Raw genomic sequence first — 17,310 nt, forward strand, 5'->3', positions numbered from 1 at the left:
CAATGAAAGGCATCATTTTAGCAGGCGGCTCCGGCACACGGCTTTACCCAATTACGCGCGGTGTATCTAAACAGCTATTACCCGTTTACGACAAACCGATGATTTATTACCCGCTATCGGTACTCATGCTGGCCGGGATTCAAGACATCTTGATTATCACCACACCCGAAGACCAAGCCGGGTTTATTCGCATGCTGGGTGATGGCTCAGAGTTTGGCATCAACCTAAGCTACGCCATACAACCCAGCCCCGACGGACTCGCACAAGCTTTTACCATTGGCGAAGACTTTATTGGCAACGACAGCGTGTGCCTCGTGCTTGGCGACAACATCTTCTGGGGACAAGGTTTTACTCCGATTCTAAAGCGTGCCGCAAGCAGGCCTGCTGGAGCAACAGTGTTCGGCTATCAAGTTAAAGACCCGGAACGCTTTGGCGTGGTCGAATTCGACCAAAACAAAAAAGCCATCAGCCTAGAAGAAAAACCAGCCAAACCCAAATCCAACTTTGCGGTCACCGGCTTATACTTCTACGACAATGACGTGGTAGAAATCGCCAAGCAAGTTAAACCCAGTCACCGTGGCGAACTCGAAATCACCACCATCAACCAAATGTACATGGAGCGGGGCGACCTAAACGTCGAACTGCTAGGCCGTGGTTTTGCCTGGTTAGACACCGGCACTCACGAAAGCCTATTAGAAGCCGCCATGTTTGTCGAAACCATCGAAAAACGCCAAGGCTACAAAATCGCCTGCCTAGAAGAAATCGCCTGGCGCAATGGTTGGCTCAGCAATGACCAAGTCGCCCAGACCGCCCAAGCCCTCAGTAAAAACGGCTATGGGCAATATTTAAAAAGCTTAATTGAAGGTGAGTTTAAATGACTCCGGTCACCAAAGCCTATTTACCCAATAAAGACAAATACAAAGCCTATGTTGATCGTATTTATGAAACTGCATGGCTCACGAATAATGGCAGTCTATTGCAAGAGCTTGAGCGCCGCTTAAAAGAACACTTGGGCGTCAAGCATCTGATTCTAGTCGCTAATGGTTCGCTCGCCTTACAATTGGCATATAAAGCGCTTGATCTAAAAGGCGAAGTGATAACCACGCCCTTTAGCTTTGCTGCCACCACCAGCACGCTCGCATGGGAAGGCTTAACGCCAGTGTTTGCCGATATTCACCCCACCTGTTTTAACCTAGACCCGAATAATATCGAACCGCTGATAACCGAGCACACCAGCGCCATTGTGCCGGTGCATGTGTTTGGCAATCCGTGCCAAGTCGAAGCGATTCAAGCGATTGCCGACAAGCACAACCTAAGAGTCATTTACGATGCCGCCCACGCGTTTGGCACAGACTACACCGACCAACACGGCCACACCCAAAGCGTGCTCAACTATGGCAACATCAGTACCATCAGCTTTCACGCCACCAAACTCTTTCACACCATTGAAGGTGGATCGGTTATTACTAATGATGACGAACTCGCCCGAAAAATTCGCCTGTTGATTAACTTTGGCATCACCGGCCCAACCACCATCGAATCGGTTGGCACCAACGCCAAAATGAACGAATTTGAAGCCGCGATGGGCTTATGCGTACTCGATGAAATCGACACCATCAAAACCGAACGCCAACGCATTTGGCAAAACTACCAAGCAGAATTAGCAGGTCAGGTGCAATTCCAACAATGGAACCCACAAAGCCAAAACAACCACGCCTATGCGCCGGTCTTATTTAAAAGCGAAGCGCAACTGCTCAAAGTCGAAGCCAAGCTCAAAGAAAACAATGTTCTTGCAAGACGCTACTTCTACCCAAGTTTAGATACACTGGATTATTTACAAAACAACCAGTCCTGCTTAATTTCAAGAGACATCGCCAGCCGCATCCTCTGCCTGCCTATCTACCCAGGCCTGGCACAAGCTCAACAAAACACGATTTGTGGCATAATACGCCAACAATCTTAAAACGAAAAACCGCAAGGATTGACCCATGGAAAAAGCAAAATTCAGTTTTATAAAAGGCTTCGCCCACATTGAAGTTTGGCCAACGGGAAGCTACCAACAATATTTACCAAAGGGTAGTGTGACGGCACGGTTAAACGGCCATTGGTTGCAAGTCGGCAAGTACCTAAGCACCTCTGTAGCGCAATACGAGCGACAAAGGGCCAATCAAAAATGAGCGCCAATCACCGGTTAGAAGCGGACAATCCAGCACAGGAAAGTCAATTAGTCACTTTAGTGGACGCACTGGAGCAGGGTGGTTTATCACAGCCGCAACAAATATAACTTGCTCAGCTACTCAAAAATGCACCCGCATCCGTTGTGATGACAGCCACGCATCATCAAAGCTTTTCAGGCCCGATTCCACCGTCGGAGCAGCTTGCTAAATACCCGGAAGATGCACGCAAACTTATATTAGATATGGCGCAAAAAGAGCAAGACCATGCTCACAACATTAACAAAACAGCACTAACCGGCGCCATTCAAAAAGATCGATTGGGTCAATATATTGGTGGAACGATTGCAATAGTCGGTTTGGTTGTAGCTGCATGGATTGCGCAATACATTGCTGTGGCCGCTGGCATTATTGCCACACTGGACTTGTTTGGCATGGTGGCGCTGTTTGTCGCCCCAAGAATATTAGAAAACCGAAACAATAGCGAACAGCACTAATGAACGCAATGCAACAACCAGGCCTGGTGCAATTCCAACAATGGAACCCCCAAAGCCAAAATAACCACGCCTATGTACCGGTATTATTCAAAAGCGAAGCTCAACTGCTGAAAGTCGAAGCTAAGTTAAAAGAAAACAACATTATTCCAAGACGCTACTTTTACCCAAGTTTAGATACACTTGAATACTTAAATAAACCAGTCATTCTGAGCGAACGCGAAGAATCTCCAGCCAATCACCAGGTCTGCTCAATTTCAAGAGACATCGCCAGCCGGATATTATGCTTGCCGATTTATCCAAAGCTTAGAGATGAAGATTAAGAAAAAGTTATAAACATCATAAAAGGATTTAAATGAAAACTTGTGCAGTGATGCAGCCTTATTTATTTCCATATATCGGCTATTACCAATTGGTTTACGCATCTGATGTATTTGTTATTTACGATGATGTGACTTTTATAAAGCAAAGTTATATCAATAGAAACTCTATTTTAGTAAATGAAAAAGCACAACGATTCACGCTTCCTGTTCCTGGCTCTTCATCTAATACAGTTATTCAAGAATTAAGCTATGTAGGTGATAGAAAAATCTTAAAAACTATTCAACAGGCATATCGTAAAGCGCCTTTTTATAATGATGTTATTGAGTTGATAGTATCTGTTTTTGAAAGTGAAGAGCGAAATGTTGCAAAGTTAAATGAAAAAAGCTTACAGTTGGTATTTGAGTATTTGGGCTTAGATAAGAAATTTGTCTTTGCCAGCGAGTTAGATTATGAGCGAGAAGCAGATAGAGCGGATAGGTTGATAAATTTATCAAAGATGTTTAATTGCGATCATTATATAAATAGTCCTGGCGGTAAAGAGTTGTATGACAAAAAGTATTTTGGAGAACAAGGTGTTCAGTTAAATTTTATTGAGAGCCAAATAACGCCGTATCAACAGTTTTCAAGTGAATTTGTGCCTTATTTATCTATGATAGATATTTTAATGAATTGCAGTAAAGAGCAGATTATTCGAATGTTTTCTAATTTCAGATTAACTTGATTCTGTCGATATGCAAGTGCTTCAGTATTTAGTTAAACAAACCATCTACACCAGGCCTGGTGATAAAGTGCATAAATTCAATGGCTCAAATCATACGCTTGGCACCATGATAATGAAGTTTGAAACCCAAGAAGAAATGCTCTACAAAATGGACAATATGGAAGAATTTTTAAAGGTTATTGTGGAATAAGGATTAATTTGATGAACAAGGTTTTAGTAATAGGGGCTTCTGGTAGTCTTGGAAAAGGTGTTATCAAAGAAATTAAGGGTCAGTTTGACATTACTGGTACATATACATCTCGATATTTTGAAGTGGAAGGAGTAAAAACACAGCAGTTGGATATTACTGATGCAAATCAGTTTGATGCTCTTGATAAAGACTTTGACTCAGTTTTTTTGGTTGCCGGCGCAATGCCCGCAATGATGAAGGGTTATACACCTCAGCACTACATTGATGTCAACACAACCGGTGTACTTAATGTATTAGAATATTGTCGAAAAAATAATATAAAAAAACTTGTTTATATTATGACGTTTTCTGATGTTTCGGGTTCATTTTATACGGGTGTCCCAATTCAAGATGATGCACCTAGAACATTAACTTTAACTGGTGATCATGCTGTATACTCGATTACTAAGGTAGCTGCTTGTGATTTGATTGAACATTACCATCAAGAATATGGTTTACAAACTATTATTCTTCGGATTCCAACAGTTTATTGTAATGATGATAATTTTAACTACTATGTTGACGGGGAATTAAAAGTCAAGGCCTATGTGCAAATGATACGCTCTATCGTTAATAATCATTCTATCCAAGTTTGGGGAGACCCTAGCAACGCTAAAGATATGCCTTATATCAAAGACTTTGCGGCGCTGGTTTCGAAGGCCTTGTTACATCCTACAGCCCAGGGCATATTTAATGCAGGAACAGGCCATCCTGTATCTTTAGAGGAACTTGTTGAAACTATGATTCGAGTTTTTTCACCATCAGAAGCTGTAACAAAAGAGTATCTACCGAGTAAACCATCGCAGCCTAATTTTACCTTTGATATGACAAAAACGAACACAATATTTGATTTCGAGCCAAGCTGGACACTAGAAAAATCATTACAAGATATTCTTGATACATTAGGAATGGAAACTTTTAAAGGCTAATATAATGATAAAAGTTTTAATTCACTTAGGGTTGCCAAAAACTGCAACAACTAGCTTACAGCATAATGTTTTACAGCCCTTGCATGATAAAGGTTATATTAATTTTTTAGGTAAAAATTTAGATTATTGCGATAGAACCTGCAAGGTAGAAATCCATAACTACACTGGAAAATTCATTAGAGACGCGGTAGAAGAGAAAATTTCAATTTCTGATGCTCGTCAGATGCCCGCTGTGTCAGGATAGTTGTCCGGTATATTTAAAACTAAATTAGAATTAGACAGCGGGTGGATAAAAGAGTGAAATGGCGATATCCACAGAAAGAAAAGAGGCGATTTTAAAAAAGCTATTACCCCTGTAATCCCCCCATCTAATAAACGGGGTCAAAAGTAGAATTTTCTCGTAAACTAAAGTGCGGGATATCTTGCATGCAACTAAGTAACGCGTAGCGGTCAAACATCAAAATTTACAGACAGCCAAATCATGGCCATCTTAAAACAAAATGAAGCGGGCATTAAGGTTCCAGACCTGTGCCGCGAACACAGCATTAGCAGCGCTACATTTTATAAATGGCGCGCAAAATATGGTGGCATGGACACTGCGATGATCAAGCGCTTAAAAGAGCTTGAAGACGAAAACCGACGGCTGAAAAAGATGTATGCCGAAGAGTGCCTAAAATCCCAGATTCGTCAGGAAGCACTCGAGGGAAAGTGGTAAAGCCATCTTTACGCAAAGAGATGGCGCAGAATGTCGTTGCACAGATGGGCGTAAGCATACGGTTCGCATGTGAAGTGTTTGGCATTAGCCAATCGTGTTACCGCCATCAAGCCAAGTTAGCCAATGAAAATGCCGTCATTGCTGACTGGTTATTGTGCTTGACCACCGCACATAAAGGCTGGGGATTTGGCTTATGCTTTGATCATTTGCGCAATGTGAAAAAGTTTGAGTGGAACCACAAACGCGTCTATCGGATTTACCGAGAGTTAGAGCTTAACTTGAGGATTAAACCTAAGCGTCGAATTAAACGTGATAAGCCCGATGCACTGAGCGTTCCAACGGCTATCAATCAGGTCTGGTCAATGGATTTTATGTCCGACTCATTGCAAGATGGTCGCAGTATCCGAACATTTAACGTTATTGATGACTACAACCGTGAAGCCTTATGCATTGATGTGGACTTCTCAATGCCAAGCCAACGAGTGATTCGTTCACTCGAGCAGGTGGTTGAATGGCGCGGTAAACCGGCGGCAATACGCTATTACGACGGCCCTGTATATGTAAGCCAAGTGTTAATTAACTGGGCGAATAAAAACCAAATTACCCTGATGTATATCCAGCCGGGCAAGCCAACACAAAACGCATACGTTGAGCGATTTAACCGAACAGTGCGCCATAAATGGCTAGCGCTACACCTGTTTGAGACGATTGAACAAGCGCAATATCTGGCGACAGATTGGCTTTGGACATACAATAACGAACGACCAAACTCCGCCATTGGTCGTGTACCGCCAAGGTATTTACTGGACGCGGCTTAACCCTCTACTTTTAACTTCGGTTATAAATGGGGGATTACACATGCTCACAACAGTAACAAAACAGCACTAACCGGCGCAATTCAAAAAGATCGATTGGGTCAATATATTGGTGGAACGATTGCAATAGTCGGTTTGGTTGCAGCTGCTTGGATTGCGCAATACAGTGCTGTGGCCGCTGGCATTATTGCCACACTGGATTTGTTTGGCATGGTGGCGCTGTTTGTCGCACCAAGAATATTAGAAAACCGAAACAATAGCGAACAGCACTAATGACCGCAATGCAACAACCAGGCCTGCTTAATTTCAAGAGACATCGCCAGTCGGATTTTATGCTTGCCGATTTATCCAGGGCTTGAAGAGTTCGAGTTGTATCAAATTATTTTTATTTTAAGGAATTAAGATGGTTGTAATTGGAGCAAAGGGTTTCGCTAAAGAGTTACTCGAAATCTTATATGAGAATGGTGTACATGAAATTTGTTTCTTTGATGATGTAACAAAGGTGGTGCCTAAAACTTTATATGGTAAATACCCGGTTATAACCGATATAGAAGAGTTAGCTGAGGTTTTAAAATTATCACCTAATTTCATTATTGGTGTAGGCGGCACAGTAATAAGAGAAAAAGTTGCACAAAAAATTATCTCAGTCGGTGGTAGATTACAGTCATTGGTTTCAAATAAGGCTTCAGTTGGTCATTTTGGTACAACCTATAGTGATGGTACGGTAATTTTAAATGGAGCAATAATCACTAATGACGTGACTATTGGGGAAGGTTGCATAATTAACAAATCAAGTATTTTAAGCCATGATGTAACGATTGGTAATTATTGTGAGGTTTCCCCTGGTGCTCGTTTGTTAGGTCGTGTAATTATTGATGATTATACAAGCGTAGGTACAAATGCTGTGATTCTACCTAGTGTAAAGATTGGAAGAAACTGTGTTATAGGGGCTGGCGCAGTTGTAACCAAAGATGTACCGGATAATCAAGCGGTTGTTGGTATACCAGCTAAAGCGATTAATTCTAAGTGCTAAAGTTATTGAATAATAGAGGTCTAATAAATGACTTTTCAAGAATACTTGAAACAAATAATACCCAATATTGATGATCCAAAAGTCCAAGGTATTGCCAAATTGGCTGCCGATAAAGGTTTCGATAATTTAACCAGTGCTCAAAAGTACACCTTGGAAACAGGTATCTCTGATTTCATAATGAAAAAATGTCCAAATTGTGGCGAAGAAATTTCTTATGAAGATATGGCGATAGCGATCGAAAATGGTCACTGCTCTTATTGTGAGCATAAATGGCAGAAGATGCAGGCTGAATAAATGCCTATACCCAGAATAATCGGGTCAGAGTTAAATTGAATTATCGATATAAAAGCCGTTGCGGTTTAGTTTGTTTAAGACGCGAAAAAAACCAGGCCTGGTTGATACAAGTTAAAGCCTAAACCATAAAGCGAGTATGACAGCTTTTAAAAACCTGAATGCTTTAAAAACCCATTTGCAAATACCGCCGATTAATACCGGCGAGCGGTTCAATTATCGCGGTATTGTTTTTGATGATATTGAAGGCTTACACACCATGGGCAGCGCGGACGCTTCGTGTGTGCATCTTCGTGCCGGGGTGGAGTGGGCTTTGGTGGAGTACCGCGGACAGGTGTGCGATTATGGCGAGTGTTTATCGGGGTTGGATCGTTGTCAAACCGATGCGGATTTGTTTGATGCGTTATTGCGCAATGGCGTGTTTGAAGCAGGCTTGCAAACGCATCCGGCATTAGTGCGAATGCGGCGCGTCACGTTTGATGAAAAGCCGTTTTGCATTGATCAACAAGGCGTGGCGCAACATTATGGCTTGGCGACCGATTATGTGGACATTACGCCCAATTTTGATGTGGCGAGTTTTTTTGCAACCCAACAGTGGAATGATAAAACACAGCGTTATGAACCGATGCAGGCCTGCTTGAAAAAAGGGGTAATGTATCGAATAACGCCAGCGATAGCGATTTTGCCGCATGGCGATGAACCACCGGCTTATACGCCAATAGGTTGGCAACCGTTTGAACGCCCAGAGCAACAACGCGCGAATGGCTATCGGTTGGCCGTGGGTGAGGATTTTTCTAAAGTGCAAACGGTCACAAAATTTAGGTTTGACCACAATTGGGAAGTGTCGAAACAGATTTATGATCAATTTGAAGGCGGTGATCTATTATTTCCGCACGACCCTTTGGCCGAGTTTGCCGACCATGTGAAAGCTTTAACGCATTTCACACAAGCACAAATAAACGAGGCTAGCGAAAAGTTTGCGCGACGCAAAGGACTAACACCGGATAACGAAACCCACCAGGCCTGGTTAACGCAAAAGGGATGCTGTTTAGTTGATGAAAACACGCTAACACCCTTCAACTGGCGGTTTGACGAACACGCCTTCGAGCAAAAGCTAGAAGAAATGAGTAAGCAGATAAGGGTTAGAAGAACCATTTCGGTTTAGTTCGTTATGGTGTGTAAACAAGCACCAGTTCTGGTTCGAATGCTATTCAAGAAAATATTAAATTGGCTATTTATGAAAAAAGAAAGTGAAAAAGTTGGCCACTACGTTTGCGCTTTGGTGGATATTCTTGGGCAAAAAGTTGAACTGAATAAATTAGACGATATTGAAAGTATCAGGAATCAACATGACGAAGTTTTAAAAATATGCCGGAATGCATATGGCAAGGTAAAAATCTTACGAAAAGCTATTTCAGAATCGGATACTTATTTAAATAGCTTTGCTAAAAGGTGTGAAAAATCACCTAGAATTAAGAATACATTCTTTTCTGATTTAATTGTGATGCACCTGTCGCTAAGTAAAGGCGGTGAAGCATTTGATATATGTAGATTGGTAGGTATGCTTTTGTCTTTAGCTGAGGTGTTTTTAGTAATGTTGGCAAAAGGTATCCCATTACGCGGTGGGGTTGATGTTGGCATTGCAATAGAAAGCCAAGATGGTCAACTTTATGGGCGCGCATTATCAAAAACCTATGAATTGGAGTCAAATGTTGCGCAGTCAATTCGTATTGTTATCGGGCAAGAGTTGGTGGATTTACTAGATATAGCCGCATGCGATTCACAAAATGAATTTTATGACGATGCAAAGTTTTGTCGGCTGTTCATTAAAAAAGATACAGATAGTGTTTATATTTTGGACTATTTAGCTAAACCCTTACATCAGCTTACTGATTTTGTCGTTCGAGCAACTAAAGCAATAGCTTTTCTAGAGGGTGAAAATAATAGGTTCAGAAAATGCGGTGACTACAAAACAGCATCCAAATACGAGAAAGCGCTTAAATATTTTGAAAACTCTGGTGTAGCGTAGTAATGACATTACCCGATATATTGACATTTCTGGGGTTGTTAATTGCTGCATATGGGGCTACGCAAGATTATATTCGTTTAAAGTTTAGGTTAGCTTCAAAGTTTTTGTTAATTGCTTTGTTAGTGAGTTTTTTGTTGCTTTACGTTTCGACATGGCAAGCATTAGAGGATGTTCTTAAAGAAACCTGTTCAATTAGTTGCTACATGCACGGATTTTTGTGGGAATCGCGACACTTTATTCTTGTTACATTAAATTTGGTGTTGCTATGGTGGTTATACCGTTCGTTGAAGTTGCGTGGGACCAACGTAAAGCAATTTACAGATTTGGTTAAAGAACTAAAATCAGAAAGTAACCAAGTCATGCTAGCAAAACTCATAAACGAGAATGTTCCTACTTTGCTTGATTTATGGTTTGGCGAAACAAAACGTAATCAACTCGATGCTGAGTTTGTTCGTGAATTATTTGATTTGACTGTTGATGACAAACGCTTTGCCCAGTCGGTACAAAAAAACAATGAACAGCTGGGAATTGAAATATTGAAAATTCTGGCCAAAAAGGATGTTTTCGCTACTGAGTTTTCAAATGCGTTTTTAATAAGTGCCCTAAAAGACCCTCATTCATATGTTTATTCCAAGCTGGTAGAAGGGCGAACAAGTGAAATTACCGATTTGCTACTAAAGCATCAGCATTATGAAAAGTTTGATTTAGGATTAAACCTTTGTTGGGCTATATTAGAGTTGGTTGAGGAAAACTCAACATTGATGGCGCAGCGTTTTTACGAGGGACAAGAGCCTGAAACATTCAAGACAATTAACGGTTTGATTTCCACACTGGCGCGACTCGACCCCATACAAGCGCATTTGAGTAACTTGCCATACTACATTCAAAAAGAATGGCTTAAATTTGTTCGATTGGATTCTGAAGAGGATGAAACGATAGCATTTGAGTTGATGGTGCGTTTTTATGACGCCATAGCCGATCTACAGGCAAGAGCTAAAGGTGAAGCGCTACGGTTTGATTATTTAAACTATATTTACTCAACACTGCCAAACGATGAAATGATCTCAAGGGCGAAGGCAATACGCTTAGGTTGCCCGTATATTAATCTTATTTTTAACGAGCGGAACACAGGGTTTATAGAAAATAGCTTTAAACAGTTTAAGGAATTATTTGAAAGCTATGAATACACACTGGATAGGAATAAAGAAAACCTGAAACAAATGTTTTTGGTTTTGCTTGATAAACAACGCGGTCGGGGTGATTGTGAAGACTGGATACACTTAACAAATTCAGGTAATAAAAAGAAAAATGAAACGTGGGATCAAATGATTGCGTTTTTGAACAATGGTAACAAGCATGGGTGATAGAGCGCTGACAGTGATGGTTTCTTCAACAGTCTATGGTGTAGAAGAGTTGCTTGACCGTGTTTATACACTACTTACTAGCTTTGGTTATGAGGTGTGGATGTCGCATAAAGGGACTGTGCCAGTTTCTTCAACGTTGACGGCATTCGACGCGTGCCTTAATGCTGTTGAACGCTGTGATCTTTTTCTCGGCATTATTACAACGGAATACGGCAGCGGTGTGAGTGCGGGGAATCTGTCTATTACGCACCAAGAAATGAAAAAAGCCATTGAGCTGAACAAGCCGCGTTGGTTTTTGGCGCATGATCATGTCGTGTTTGCTCGGCGGTTGTTAAAAGATTTGGGTTATCCGGACGCACAAGCGCGTCAGACATTGGCTTTGAAAAAAGGCGCCGCCTCGGTTTCAGACTTACGCGTGATTGATCTATATGAAGATGCAACACTAGAGAATTTGCCGCTTAGTGATCGGGCTGGGAATTGGGTGCAAAAGTTTGACCGAGACGATGATGCGAGTTTATTTGTGCTTTCGCAATTTTCGCGTTATCAGGATGTTGAGCAGCTTTTAGCGCAAAACTTGGCGGAGCCTCTTCTTCTTGCAGAGCGGATTGGATATTTGGATGAATAAACATTTTTCGATTATTGCAAAGCAGCTCGCGCTAGGTGAAGCAAACGCGTTTGAGTTTAAAGCCTTGCTAAATGATGAAACGATTGGTGCTGTCGTATGTGGTCTTTTGAATGGGCAGGGCGGCTTTGTCGTAATTGGTGTGGAAGATGATGGCAGCGTGCGCGGTGTAGAAAATCCACAGATAGCCGCTTCCAGCTTGGAGAAACATTTAAAACAAAGTATCAAGCCGACGGTGCTATTTTCAGTGGATGTGCAGGCGTTTGATGGAAATTTTTTAATTGTGGTCGAAGTACCGTCTGGCAAAGATATTCCTTACGCTTATCAAGATACTATTTTTATCCGCAAGGCCGCTACGACGCGTAAAGCGGATGTGGAAACGATACGCGATATGATTTTGCGTAAACAAGTTGCCCCTGAGCGCTGGGAGCGTTTGTTTTCCCCTGAGCTTACGCCAAGCGAATTGTCCGTTGCTGCTTGCAGGCGCTTGCTTAAAGAGTCACCGCGTTTACCCGGTGATGTGAATGAGGAAAGTGATGGGTTAATCCATCAGTTATCATTGCTTTCATTGGCTAAATACGGGCGTTTAACCAATGCAGCAGATGTCCTTTTGGCGCAAAACCCACAAAAGCGCCATCCACAAGCCAGGGTGCGTGCGGTGGCTTACCACAGTAAAACCGATCAAAATTATCAAGACTTAAAGCATTTTGAAGGCCCTATGCTAGAGGTGATTGAGCAGGTCATCGGTTTTATTTTGCGCAATACGCCGACTAAAGCGCGGTTTTCTAATCAAAGTAATCAACGCGACGAAAGGTCACTTTACCCAGAAATGGCGATTCGTGAGGGCGTGGTTAATGCATTTGCACACCGGGACTACGCCAGTGCACTGGGTGGGATTAAAGTTGAAGTGAGCGCGGATCAGGTACAAATTTGGAATTCAGGCGGTTTTCCAGAGGGCGTTACGGTTAATAAACTTGCTAAGGGGCATATTTCGGTGCTACGCAATCCGGATATAGCACACGCGCTTTATTTGCAGGGCTATATGGAGAAACTAGGGCGCGGCAGTGTGTTGATAACCCAAGCTTGCCGCGAGGCAGGGCTACCCGATCCTGTTTGGCAATCTAAGGCATCCGGGGTGACGCTGACTTTCAAAAACATGGAAGCTACCACGGAAGACGCCATGGAAGCTACCGCGGAAGTGACCACCGAAGTCGCAAGGTTGATTGAGGTGATGGATGCCGAGCTTTCGCGCGATGAATTGCAACAAAAATTAGGTCTGCGAAATAATGAGCATTTTAGAAAGCACTATTTAAAACCGGCGCTCATTGCCGGGGTTGTTGAAATGTTGTATCCGGACAAGCCGAATAGTCCTAAGCAAAAATATCTTTTAAGCCGGTTGGGTAGAGCGATTAAGTTAAAGAGTCGAAGTTGAAAGCAAGTAACCTTAAAGAAAAGTATTATCAGATTGAAATAATTCAAAGCGTGTTAAAACCTTATGCGAGTTTTTAGTTTATGACCCTCGCTAAAAAAACCACCATTGGCATCGTCTGGAACTTCGTTGAGCAGTTTGCGCGGCGGGGGGTGGGCATTGGTGTGACCTTACTACTGGCGTATTTTTTAACGCCGGAGGATTTTGGTTTAGTCGCGATGATGGCGGTGTTTTTGGCGTTGGGCGCATCATTGATGGAGTCGGGTTTTAAGCAGGCTTTGATTCGCTTGAAAGACGCGACTCAAGTTGATTTTAACACCGCCTTTTATGCCAACATCCTATTGGGTGTGGTGGCTTATGCCATTTTGTTTGGCGCTGCGCCCTGGATTGCTTTGTTCTACGAACAACCAGGCCTGGTGGATTTAATTCGGGTCGCAGGCCTGGCGATTATTTTTAATTCGTTGCAGGTGGTGCAGGTTTCGATCCTCAGCCGCAACTTGAATTTTAAAACACAACTCAAAGTCAACTTACCTGCGGCGATTTTATCCGGCTTGCTGGCGGTGGCATTGGCTTATTTGGGGTGGGGCGTGTGGGCGCTGGTTGCGCAAATGCTGGTTTCGGCTATGTTAGTGACGCTGTTATTGTGGGCGCAACGTATTTGGCGGCCAAATTTGAGCTTTAGTTTTGTCTCGCTTAGTCAGATGTACAACTTTGGGTATAAGTTGTTTTTGTCGGGTGTGCTGGATACGGTGTTTAGAAATATGTACGTGATCGTCATCGCCAAGTTTTTTAGCGCGTCGGTGGCCGGGTTATACTTTTTCGCAGAAAAGATTAAAGAACTGGTTATCAGCCAGCTAGTGACATCGATTCAAACGGTCACTTACCCAGCCTTGTCCACCATGCAGGATGACAATGTGCGGTTAAAAGCTGGGTATCGCAAAGTGATTGCAATGACCACGTTTTTGCTATTTCCAGCGATGCTGTTTTTAGCGGCCTTATCTCAGCCCTTGTTTGCGTTTTTATTGCCCGAAAAATGGTGGCCGGCGGTGGTCTATTTACAGCTAATGACATTAGCAGGCCTGCTATATCCACTTCACTCGATTAATTTAAACATATTAAAAGTGAAAGGCCGATCAGATTTGTTTCTGTATCTGGAAATAATCAAAAAAGCCTTGATCGTGTTGATTTTATGGGTGAGCTTTCAATACGGTGTTGTCGGAATTTTAATCGGGCAGATTATCGGCTCTGTGCTGGCTTATATCCCAAATAGCTATTTCAGCTATCGCCTAATCGGCTATAGCGTTAAAGAACAATTAGCGGACTTTATGCCAGGCCTGGTGCTTTCGGCGGCCATTGCGGGGTTGATATTTGGATTGCAGGCCTGGGCGCAATGGTGGGCGTTCGCCGAGTTAGTCGTGTTTGGCTTATTAGCAGGCCTGCTTTATTTAATCGGCGCACACCTGCTAAAACTTCACGCCTACGAGCTCACCAAAGAACTCGTGCTGAAAAAGTTTAAGAAAGTTTGACAAAGTTTGACGCAACTAAAATTTAAAGAATAAAAGGGTACGTAACACCACATGAGAAACCTTAGAACCGAAGACGAAATCATCGCCAACTGGAAAGGCGATATAGACAAACCCGTTGTGAGCATCTGCTGCATCACCTACAACCACGAACCCTATATCGAAGACGCACTCGAAGGCTTTCTTATCCAAGAAACCGATTTCCCATTCGAAATCCTCATCCATGACGATGCATCAACTGACCGCACTGCTGACATTATCCGAGAATATGAAGCCAAGTACCCAAGACTCATCAAACCGATTTATCAGACGGAGAATCAGTATTCTAAGGGTTTAAGAATGAACTCAACCTTTAACTTCCCACGTGCAAAAGGCGAATACATTGCCTTGTGCGAAGGGGATGATTATTGGATTGCGGCGGAGAAATTGCAAACGCAAGTTGAACTAATGCGTCAACATCCCGAAATCAATATTTCATTTCACCCAGCATACAAAGTTGATGGTTTTGAACTAAAAAAAGAAGAAATCTTCTCAAATTACAGTAAAGAAATAAAAATATTCTCCCCTGAAGAAGTGATTTTAGGAGGTGGTGGCTTTATGCCTACGGCTTCGATATTCGTAAAATGTGAATCTATAAAATCTGAACGTTTAATTGATTGGTTATCAAAGTCTAGCGTCGGCGATATTGTTATCCAAATGCATGCTTCAATTCATCAAGGCGCACTTTTTATCCCATTGATTGCGGCTGCTTATCGTAAAAACCATCAAGGTTCTTGGTCATCTTCGATGGTTTCGTTAAATCGAGTGTATGAACATCGTCTTAAAATGAATGCGTTTTATTGTGATTTAGAAGTTGAGGTTCCAGAGTATGAAAAATATTTTAAAAAATTATCAAGACGTGCTAATTTGATTTTTCTTTACCAGTCATTAAAGGCTTTCAGCATTAAATATACCTTTAATGCCTTAACTTTTATTTTTGCCAATTGTGGTAAATAATTCGTTTATTTATTTTTAATGGGAAATATTCTTCCAAACTAGAATGTTTCACAGCTAGAGTTGCTAACTGTGGCTCTAGAATCCAAGAGCCAACCCAGAAATGATTAACCAATACACCCACAACCAACCAGGCCTTTATGCCCCTTCGGGTAGGGTGCTTGAATCCGATTTAGCGGGCGAGCTTCCGTTGTATCTTTATTGGCCGCAAGATCAATCGACCTTGTTGTATTCCACCTCGATTACCGAGTTATTAAACGATGCGCGGGTGCCTAAGCCGTTAAAGGTCAGCACGGAAGGCTTGTCGTTTTTATTGCAAAGCGGGGTGGTGCCACCGCCGAAAACCGCTTATCAGGATATTTACATTCTCGGCATTGGTGATAAGGCCAAGGTGTCCACGCTCAATGGTAAAATCGACATTCAGTTTAGCCACGAATTTCCGTTTTTAAACGCCAACCGTTTGCAAGCGGATGAAATGCAGCCGGATGAAGACTTGATTTTACAAATGCTCGCGGAAGCGACCATCAGCCGCATTGACGAATCCAAACCCAGTTTTCTATTCCATAGCGCAGGCAAAGACAGCAACAGCATCGCGCTGGCGTTAGCCGAAGCCGGTTGGCAGGATAAGGTCACCTTGATCACCCATAAATCGAAGGGCAAGGCGGATGAAAGTGAAATCAGCGCCAAAATCGCCAAACAACTGGGTTTTAAACATCAGATATTGCACGAAGTCGATCAACTGCAAGCCGAACACAAACAGGCGATCAACGACTATTTTGTCAATGCGCCTTTCCCTTGCACCGACAATGTCACCTTGGCCTATCCTCTCTATGCCCACCAACTGCCCGAACTCAAAGGCGCGAATATTATTGATGGCATGGGGAATGATGTATTTATAGGTCACATTCCAAGTCGCACTGAATTTAAGCGACAGCAAATTTCAAAATATTTAAAATACAGCCGATTATTATCAAAGCATTTCCCATCAGAAAGTTTGTTTCATGTTGCAGGGCGCACACGCGCAGAATGGACAGGTTTATCTGGGTTATCTTTTGCCGATGTTAAGAAAATTTTGCCGGATGCTTTTGATGTTTCTGATTTTTGGTTAGAAAAGGACTCCAATCAGGATTATCTGGACTTTAGACCCTCTATTCGCGGAACAATTATTGACCAAGAAATTTTTACGCGAAAAGCCCGAAACTTTGCCGACTCAATCAATGCAAACATGGTTTTACCTTTCGCCAATCAACAAGTCGCCGAATACTTCGCCAAAATGCCCGAACAACACCTATTCGACCGCAAAGCCCTAAAAAACAAACTCATCCTCCGCAAAATCCTCAAAGACCGCATCGGACTTGATTCCGATGCACTGGGTAAGCTGGGCTTTAGCTACGATTCACGTTCAATCGTCCTACAAAACTGGGATTGGATGCACCAAGAAATGCAACAATGTCCGCTATGGGAGCAAGCAGGCCTGCTTAAAGTGATTACCCGTCTAAAAGGGGTGATGCAAAGCCAGCATAAATATGCGGATTTATCTGGTCGTTTGATTTACCGAATATATATGTTTTCCGCTTGGCGTAACCAAAGTAGATATCTTAAACAAAATAAACAGGCTTGATTGA

The 17,310-nt window shown here is 42.4% G+C and carries 21 protein-coding genes; all 21 read left to right on the forward strand.

All coding sequences use genetic code 11. The features are described from left to right. Positions 1-2 precede the first annotated feature (2 nt). The 21 genes from rfbA to THIAE_RS04285 all read left to right on the forward strand — a co-directional run bounded on the left by rfbA (position 3) and on the right by THIAE_RS04285 (position 17,306). The gene (rfbA, locus tag THIAE_RS04180; protein WP_006459103.1) at positions 3-878 is read left to right on the forward strand and encodes a glucose-1-phosphate thymidylyltransferase RfbA; all 876 of its coding nucleotides are present in this window, start codon (positions 3-5) and stop codon (positions 876-878) included. Beyond that, positions 875-1,963, forward strand: a complete 1,089-nt coding sequence (locus THIAE_RS04185; RefSeq protein WP_006459102.1) for a DegT/DnrJ/EryC1/StrS family aminotransferase — start codon at positions 875-877, stop codon at positions 1,961-1,963. The genes rfbA and THIAE_RS04185 overlap by 4 nt, the downstream gene beginning before the upstream one ends. Before the next feature lie 25 nt (positions 1,964-1,988). Next, on the forward strand, positions 1,989-2,177 hold the full coding sequence (locus THIAE_RS04190; protein WP_006459099.1) for a hypothetical protein: 189 nt from the start codon (positions 1,989-1,991) through the stop codon (positions 2,175-2,177). A gap of 146 nt (positions 2,178-2,323) precedes the next feature. After that, positions 2,324-2,671 carry a DUF2335 domain-containing protein gene (locus THIAE_RS04195; protein ID WP_006459095.1) on the forward strand — a complete coding sequence of 116 codons (348 nt, stop codon included), beginning with the start codon at positions 2,324-2,326 and terminating at the stop codon, positions 2,669-2,671. Beyond that, positions 2,671-2,991 carry a DegT/DnrJ/EryC1/StrS family aminotransferase gene (locus tag THIAE_RS04200; RefSeq protein ID WP_006459094.1) on the forward strand — a complete coding sequence of 107 codons (321 nt, stop codon included), beginning with the start codon at positions 2,671-2,673 and terminating at the stop codon, positions 2,989-2,991. The genes THIAE_RS04195 and THIAE_RS04200 overlap by 1 nt, the downstream gene beginning before the upstream one ends. A 32-nt stretch (positions 2,992-3,023) precedes the next feature. Continuing rightward, positions 3,024-3,713, forward strand: coding sequence for a WbqC family protein (locus THIAE_RS04205; RefSeq protein ID WP_006459092.1), 690 nt, complete (start codon positions 3,024-3,026; stop codon positions 3,711-3,713). Positions 3,714-3,723: 10 nt separating this feature from the next. Continuing rightward, the gene (locus THIAE_RS04210) at positions 3,724-3,903 is read left to right on the forward strand and encodes a hypothetical protein (protein WP_006459091.1); all 180 of its coding nucleotides are present in this window, start codon (positions 3,724-3,726) and stop codon (positions 3,901-3,903) included. A gap of 11 nt (positions 3,904-3,914) precedes the next feature. Continuing rightward, complete coding sequence (locus THIAE_RS04215) at positions 3,915-4,871, forward strand: NAD-dependent epimerase/dehydratase family protein (RefSeq protein ID WP_006459090.1); 957 nt, start codon at positions 3,915-3,917, stop codon at positions 4,869-4,871. A 4-nt stretch (positions 4,872-4,875) separates the two neighbouring features. Next, a complete protein-coding gene (locus THIAE_RS04220; protein WP_006459089.1) occupies positions 4,876-5,115 on the forward strand; it encodes a hypothetical protein in 240 nt (79 codons plus the stop codon). A 237-nt stretch (positions 5,116-5,352) separates the two neighbouring features. Beyond that, a protein-coding gene (locus THIAE_RS04230; protein ID WP_239232408.1) for an IS3 family transposase occupies positions 5,353-6,404 on the forward strand; the annotation gives its coding sequence in 2 pieces (ribosomal slippage) (positions 5,353-5,575 and positions 5,575-6,404; 1,053 coding nt in all). 93 nt (positions 6,405-6,497) lie between these two features. After that, positions 6,498-6,674 (forward strand): hypothetical protein, encoded by a 177-nt coding sequence (locus THIAE_RS10790; protein WP_204205745.1) that lies wholly within the window; start codon positions 6,498-6,500, stop codon positions 6,672-6,674. Between the two features lie 130 nt (positions 6,675-6,804). Beyond that, positions 6,805-7,434 (forward strand): acetyltransferase, encoded by a 630-nt coding sequence (locus tag THIAE_RS04240; protein ID WP_006459086.1) that lies wholly within the window; start codon positions 6,805-6,807, stop codon positions 7,432-7,434. A 27-nt stretch (positions 7,435-7,461) separates the two neighbouring features. Continuing rightward, entirely contained in the window at positions 7,462-7,728 is a 267-nt protein-coding gene (locus THIAE_RS04245; RefSeq protein ID WP_006459085.1) for a hypothetical protein, read from the forward strand. Positions 7,729-7,864: 136 nt separating this feature from the next. Next, on the forward strand, positions 7,865-8,890 hold the full coding sequence (locus THIAE_RS04250) for an FRG domain-containing protein (RefSeq protein ID WP_006459084.1): 1,026 nt from the start codon (positions 7,865-7,867) through the stop codon (positions 8,888-8,890). Positions 8,891-8,962: 72 nt separating this feature from the next. Beyond that, complete coding sequence (locus tag THIAE_RS04255; RefSeq protein WP_006459083.1) at positions 8,963-9,754, forward strand: hypothetical protein; 792 nt, start codon at positions 8,963-8,965, stop codon at positions 9,752-9,754. A 2-nt stretch (positions 9,755-9,756) separates the two neighbouring features. Continuing rightward, positions 9,757-11,118 carry a hypothetical protein gene (locus THIAE_RS04260; RefSeq protein WP_006459082.1) on the forward strand — a complete coding sequence of 454 codons (1,362 nt, stop codon included), beginning with the start codon at positions 9,757-9,759 and terminating at the stop codon, positions 11,116-11,118. Further along, complete coding sequence (locus THIAE_RS04265) at positions 11,111-11,743, forward strand: DUF4062 domain-containing protein (RefSeq protein WP_025299309.1); 633 nt, start codon at positions 11,111-11,113, stop codon at positions 11,741-11,743. The genes THIAE_RS04260 and THIAE_RS04265 overlap by 8 nt, the downstream gene beginning before the upstream one ends. Continuing rightward, the gene (locus tag THIAE_RS04270) at positions 11,736-13,172 is read left to right on the forward strand and encodes a Fic family protein (RefSeq protein ID WP_025299310.1); all 1,437 of its coding nucleotides are present in this window, start codon (positions 11,736-11,738) and stop codon (positions 13,170-13,172) included. Before THIAE_RS04265 ends, THIAE_RS04270 begins: the two co-directional genes overlap by 8 nt. An 80-nt stretch (positions 13,173-13,252) precedes the next feature. Further along, entirely contained in the window at positions 13,253-14,695 is a 1,443-nt protein-coding gene (locus THIAE_RS04275) for a lipopolysaccharide biosynthesis protein (protein WP_006459079.1), read from the forward strand. A gap of 51 nt (positions 14,696-14,746) precedes the next feature. Beyond that, the gene (locus THIAE_RS04280; RefSeq protein ID WP_006459078.1) at positions 14,747-15,688 is read left to right on the forward strand and encodes a glycosyltransferase family 2 protein; all 942 of its coding nucleotides are present in this window, start codon (positions 14,747-14,749) and stop codon (positions 15,686-15,688) included. A gap of 100 nt (positions 15,689-15,788) precedes the next feature. Beyond that, positions 15,789-17,306, forward strand: a complete 1,518-nt coding sequence (locus THIAE_RS04285) for an asparagine synthase-related protein (protein ID WP_006459077.1) — start codon at positions 15,789-15,791, stop codon at positions 17,304-17,306. Positions 17,307-17,310: the final 4 nt, after the last annotated feature.

The sequence above is a fragment of the Thiomicrospira aerophila AL3 genome (assembly GCF_000227665.2).
Lineage (GTDB): Bacteria > Pseudomonadota > Gammaproteobacteria > Thiomicrospirales > Thiomicrospiraceae > Thiomicrospira > Thiomicrospira aerophila.

Excerpts from the sequence above, each read along its gene's own strand:
- THIAE_RS04195 (WP_006459095.1), top strand. The coding sequence starts at position 2,324 with ATGACAGCCACGCATCATCAAAGCTTTTCAGGCCCGATTCCACCGTCG.
- THIAE_RS04210 (WP_006459091.1), top strand. The coding sequence starts at position 3,724 with ATGCAAGTGCTTCAGTATTTAGTTAAACAAACCATCTACACCAGGCCT.
- THIAE_RS04255 (WP_006459083.1), top strand. The coding sequence starts at position 8,963 with ATGAAAAAAGAAAGTGAAAAAGTTGGCCACTACGTTTGCGCTTTGGTG.
- rfbA (WP_006459103.1), top strand. The coding sequence starts at position 3 with ATGAAAGGCATCATTTTAGCAGGCGGCTCCGGCACACGGCTTTACCCA.
- THIAE_RS04185 (WP_006459102.1), top strand. The coding sequence starts at position 875 with ATGACTCCGGTCACCAAAGCCTATTTACCCAATAAAGACAAATACAAA.
- THIAE_RS04240 (WP_006459086.1), top strand. The coding sequence starts at position 6,805 with ATGGTTGTAATTGGAGCAAAGGGTTTCGCTAAAGAGTTACTCGAAATC.
- THIAE_RS04205 (WP_006459092.1), top strand. The coding sequence starts at position 3,024 with ATGAAAACTTGTGCAGTGATGCAGCCTTATTTATTTCCATATATCGGC.
- THIAE_RS04190 (WP_006459099.1), top strand. The coding sequence starts at position 1,989 with ATGGAAAAAGCAAAATTCAGTTTTATAAAAGGCTTCGCCCACATTGAA.
- THIAE_RS04280 (WP_006459078.1), top strand. The coding sequence starts at position 14,747 with ATGAGAAACCTTAGAACCGAAGACGAAATCATCGCCAACTGGAAAGGC.
- THIAE_RS04220 (WP_006459089.1), top strand. The coding sequence starts at position 4,876 with ATGATAAAAGTTTTAATTCACTTAGGGTTGCCAAAAACTGCAACAACT.
- THIAE_RS04215 (WP_006459090.1), top strand. The coding sequence starts at position 3,915 with ATGAACAAGGTTTTAGTAATAGGGGCTTCTGGTAGTCTTGGAAAAGGT.
- THIAE_RS04275 (WP_006459079.1), top strand. The coding sequence starts at position 13,253 with ATGACCCTCGCTAAAAAAACCACCATTGGCATCGTCTGGAACTTCGTT.
- THIAE_RS04265 (WP_025299309.1), top strand. The coding sequence starts at position 11,111 with ATGGGTGATAGAGCGCTGACAGTGATGGTTTCTTCAACAGTCTATGGT.
- THIAE_RS04260 (WP_006459082.1), top strand. The coding sequence starts at position 9,757 with ATGACATTACCCGATATATTGACATTTCTGGGGTTGTTAATTGCTGCA.
- THIAE_RS04250 (WP_006459084.1), top strand. The coding sequence starts at position 7,865 with ATGACAGCTTTTAAAAACCTGAATGCTTTAAAAACCCATTTGCAAATA.
- THIAE_RS04245 (WP_006459085.1), top strand. The coding sequence starts at position 7,462 with ATGACTTTTCAAGAATACTTGAAACAAATAATACCCAATATTGATGAT.
- THIAE_RS04200 (WP_006459094.1), top strand. The coding sequence starts at position 2,671 with ATGAACGCAATGCAACAACCAGGCCTGGTGCAATTCCAACAATGGAAC.
- THIAE_RS04270 (WP_025299310.1), top strand. The coding sequence starts at position 11,736 with ATGAATAAACATTTTTCGATTATTGCAAAGCAGCTCGCGCTAGGTGAA.
- THIAE_RS04285 (WP_006459077.1), top strand. The coding sequence starts at position 15,789 with ATGATTAACCAATACACCCACAACCAACCAGGCCTTTATGCCCCTTCG.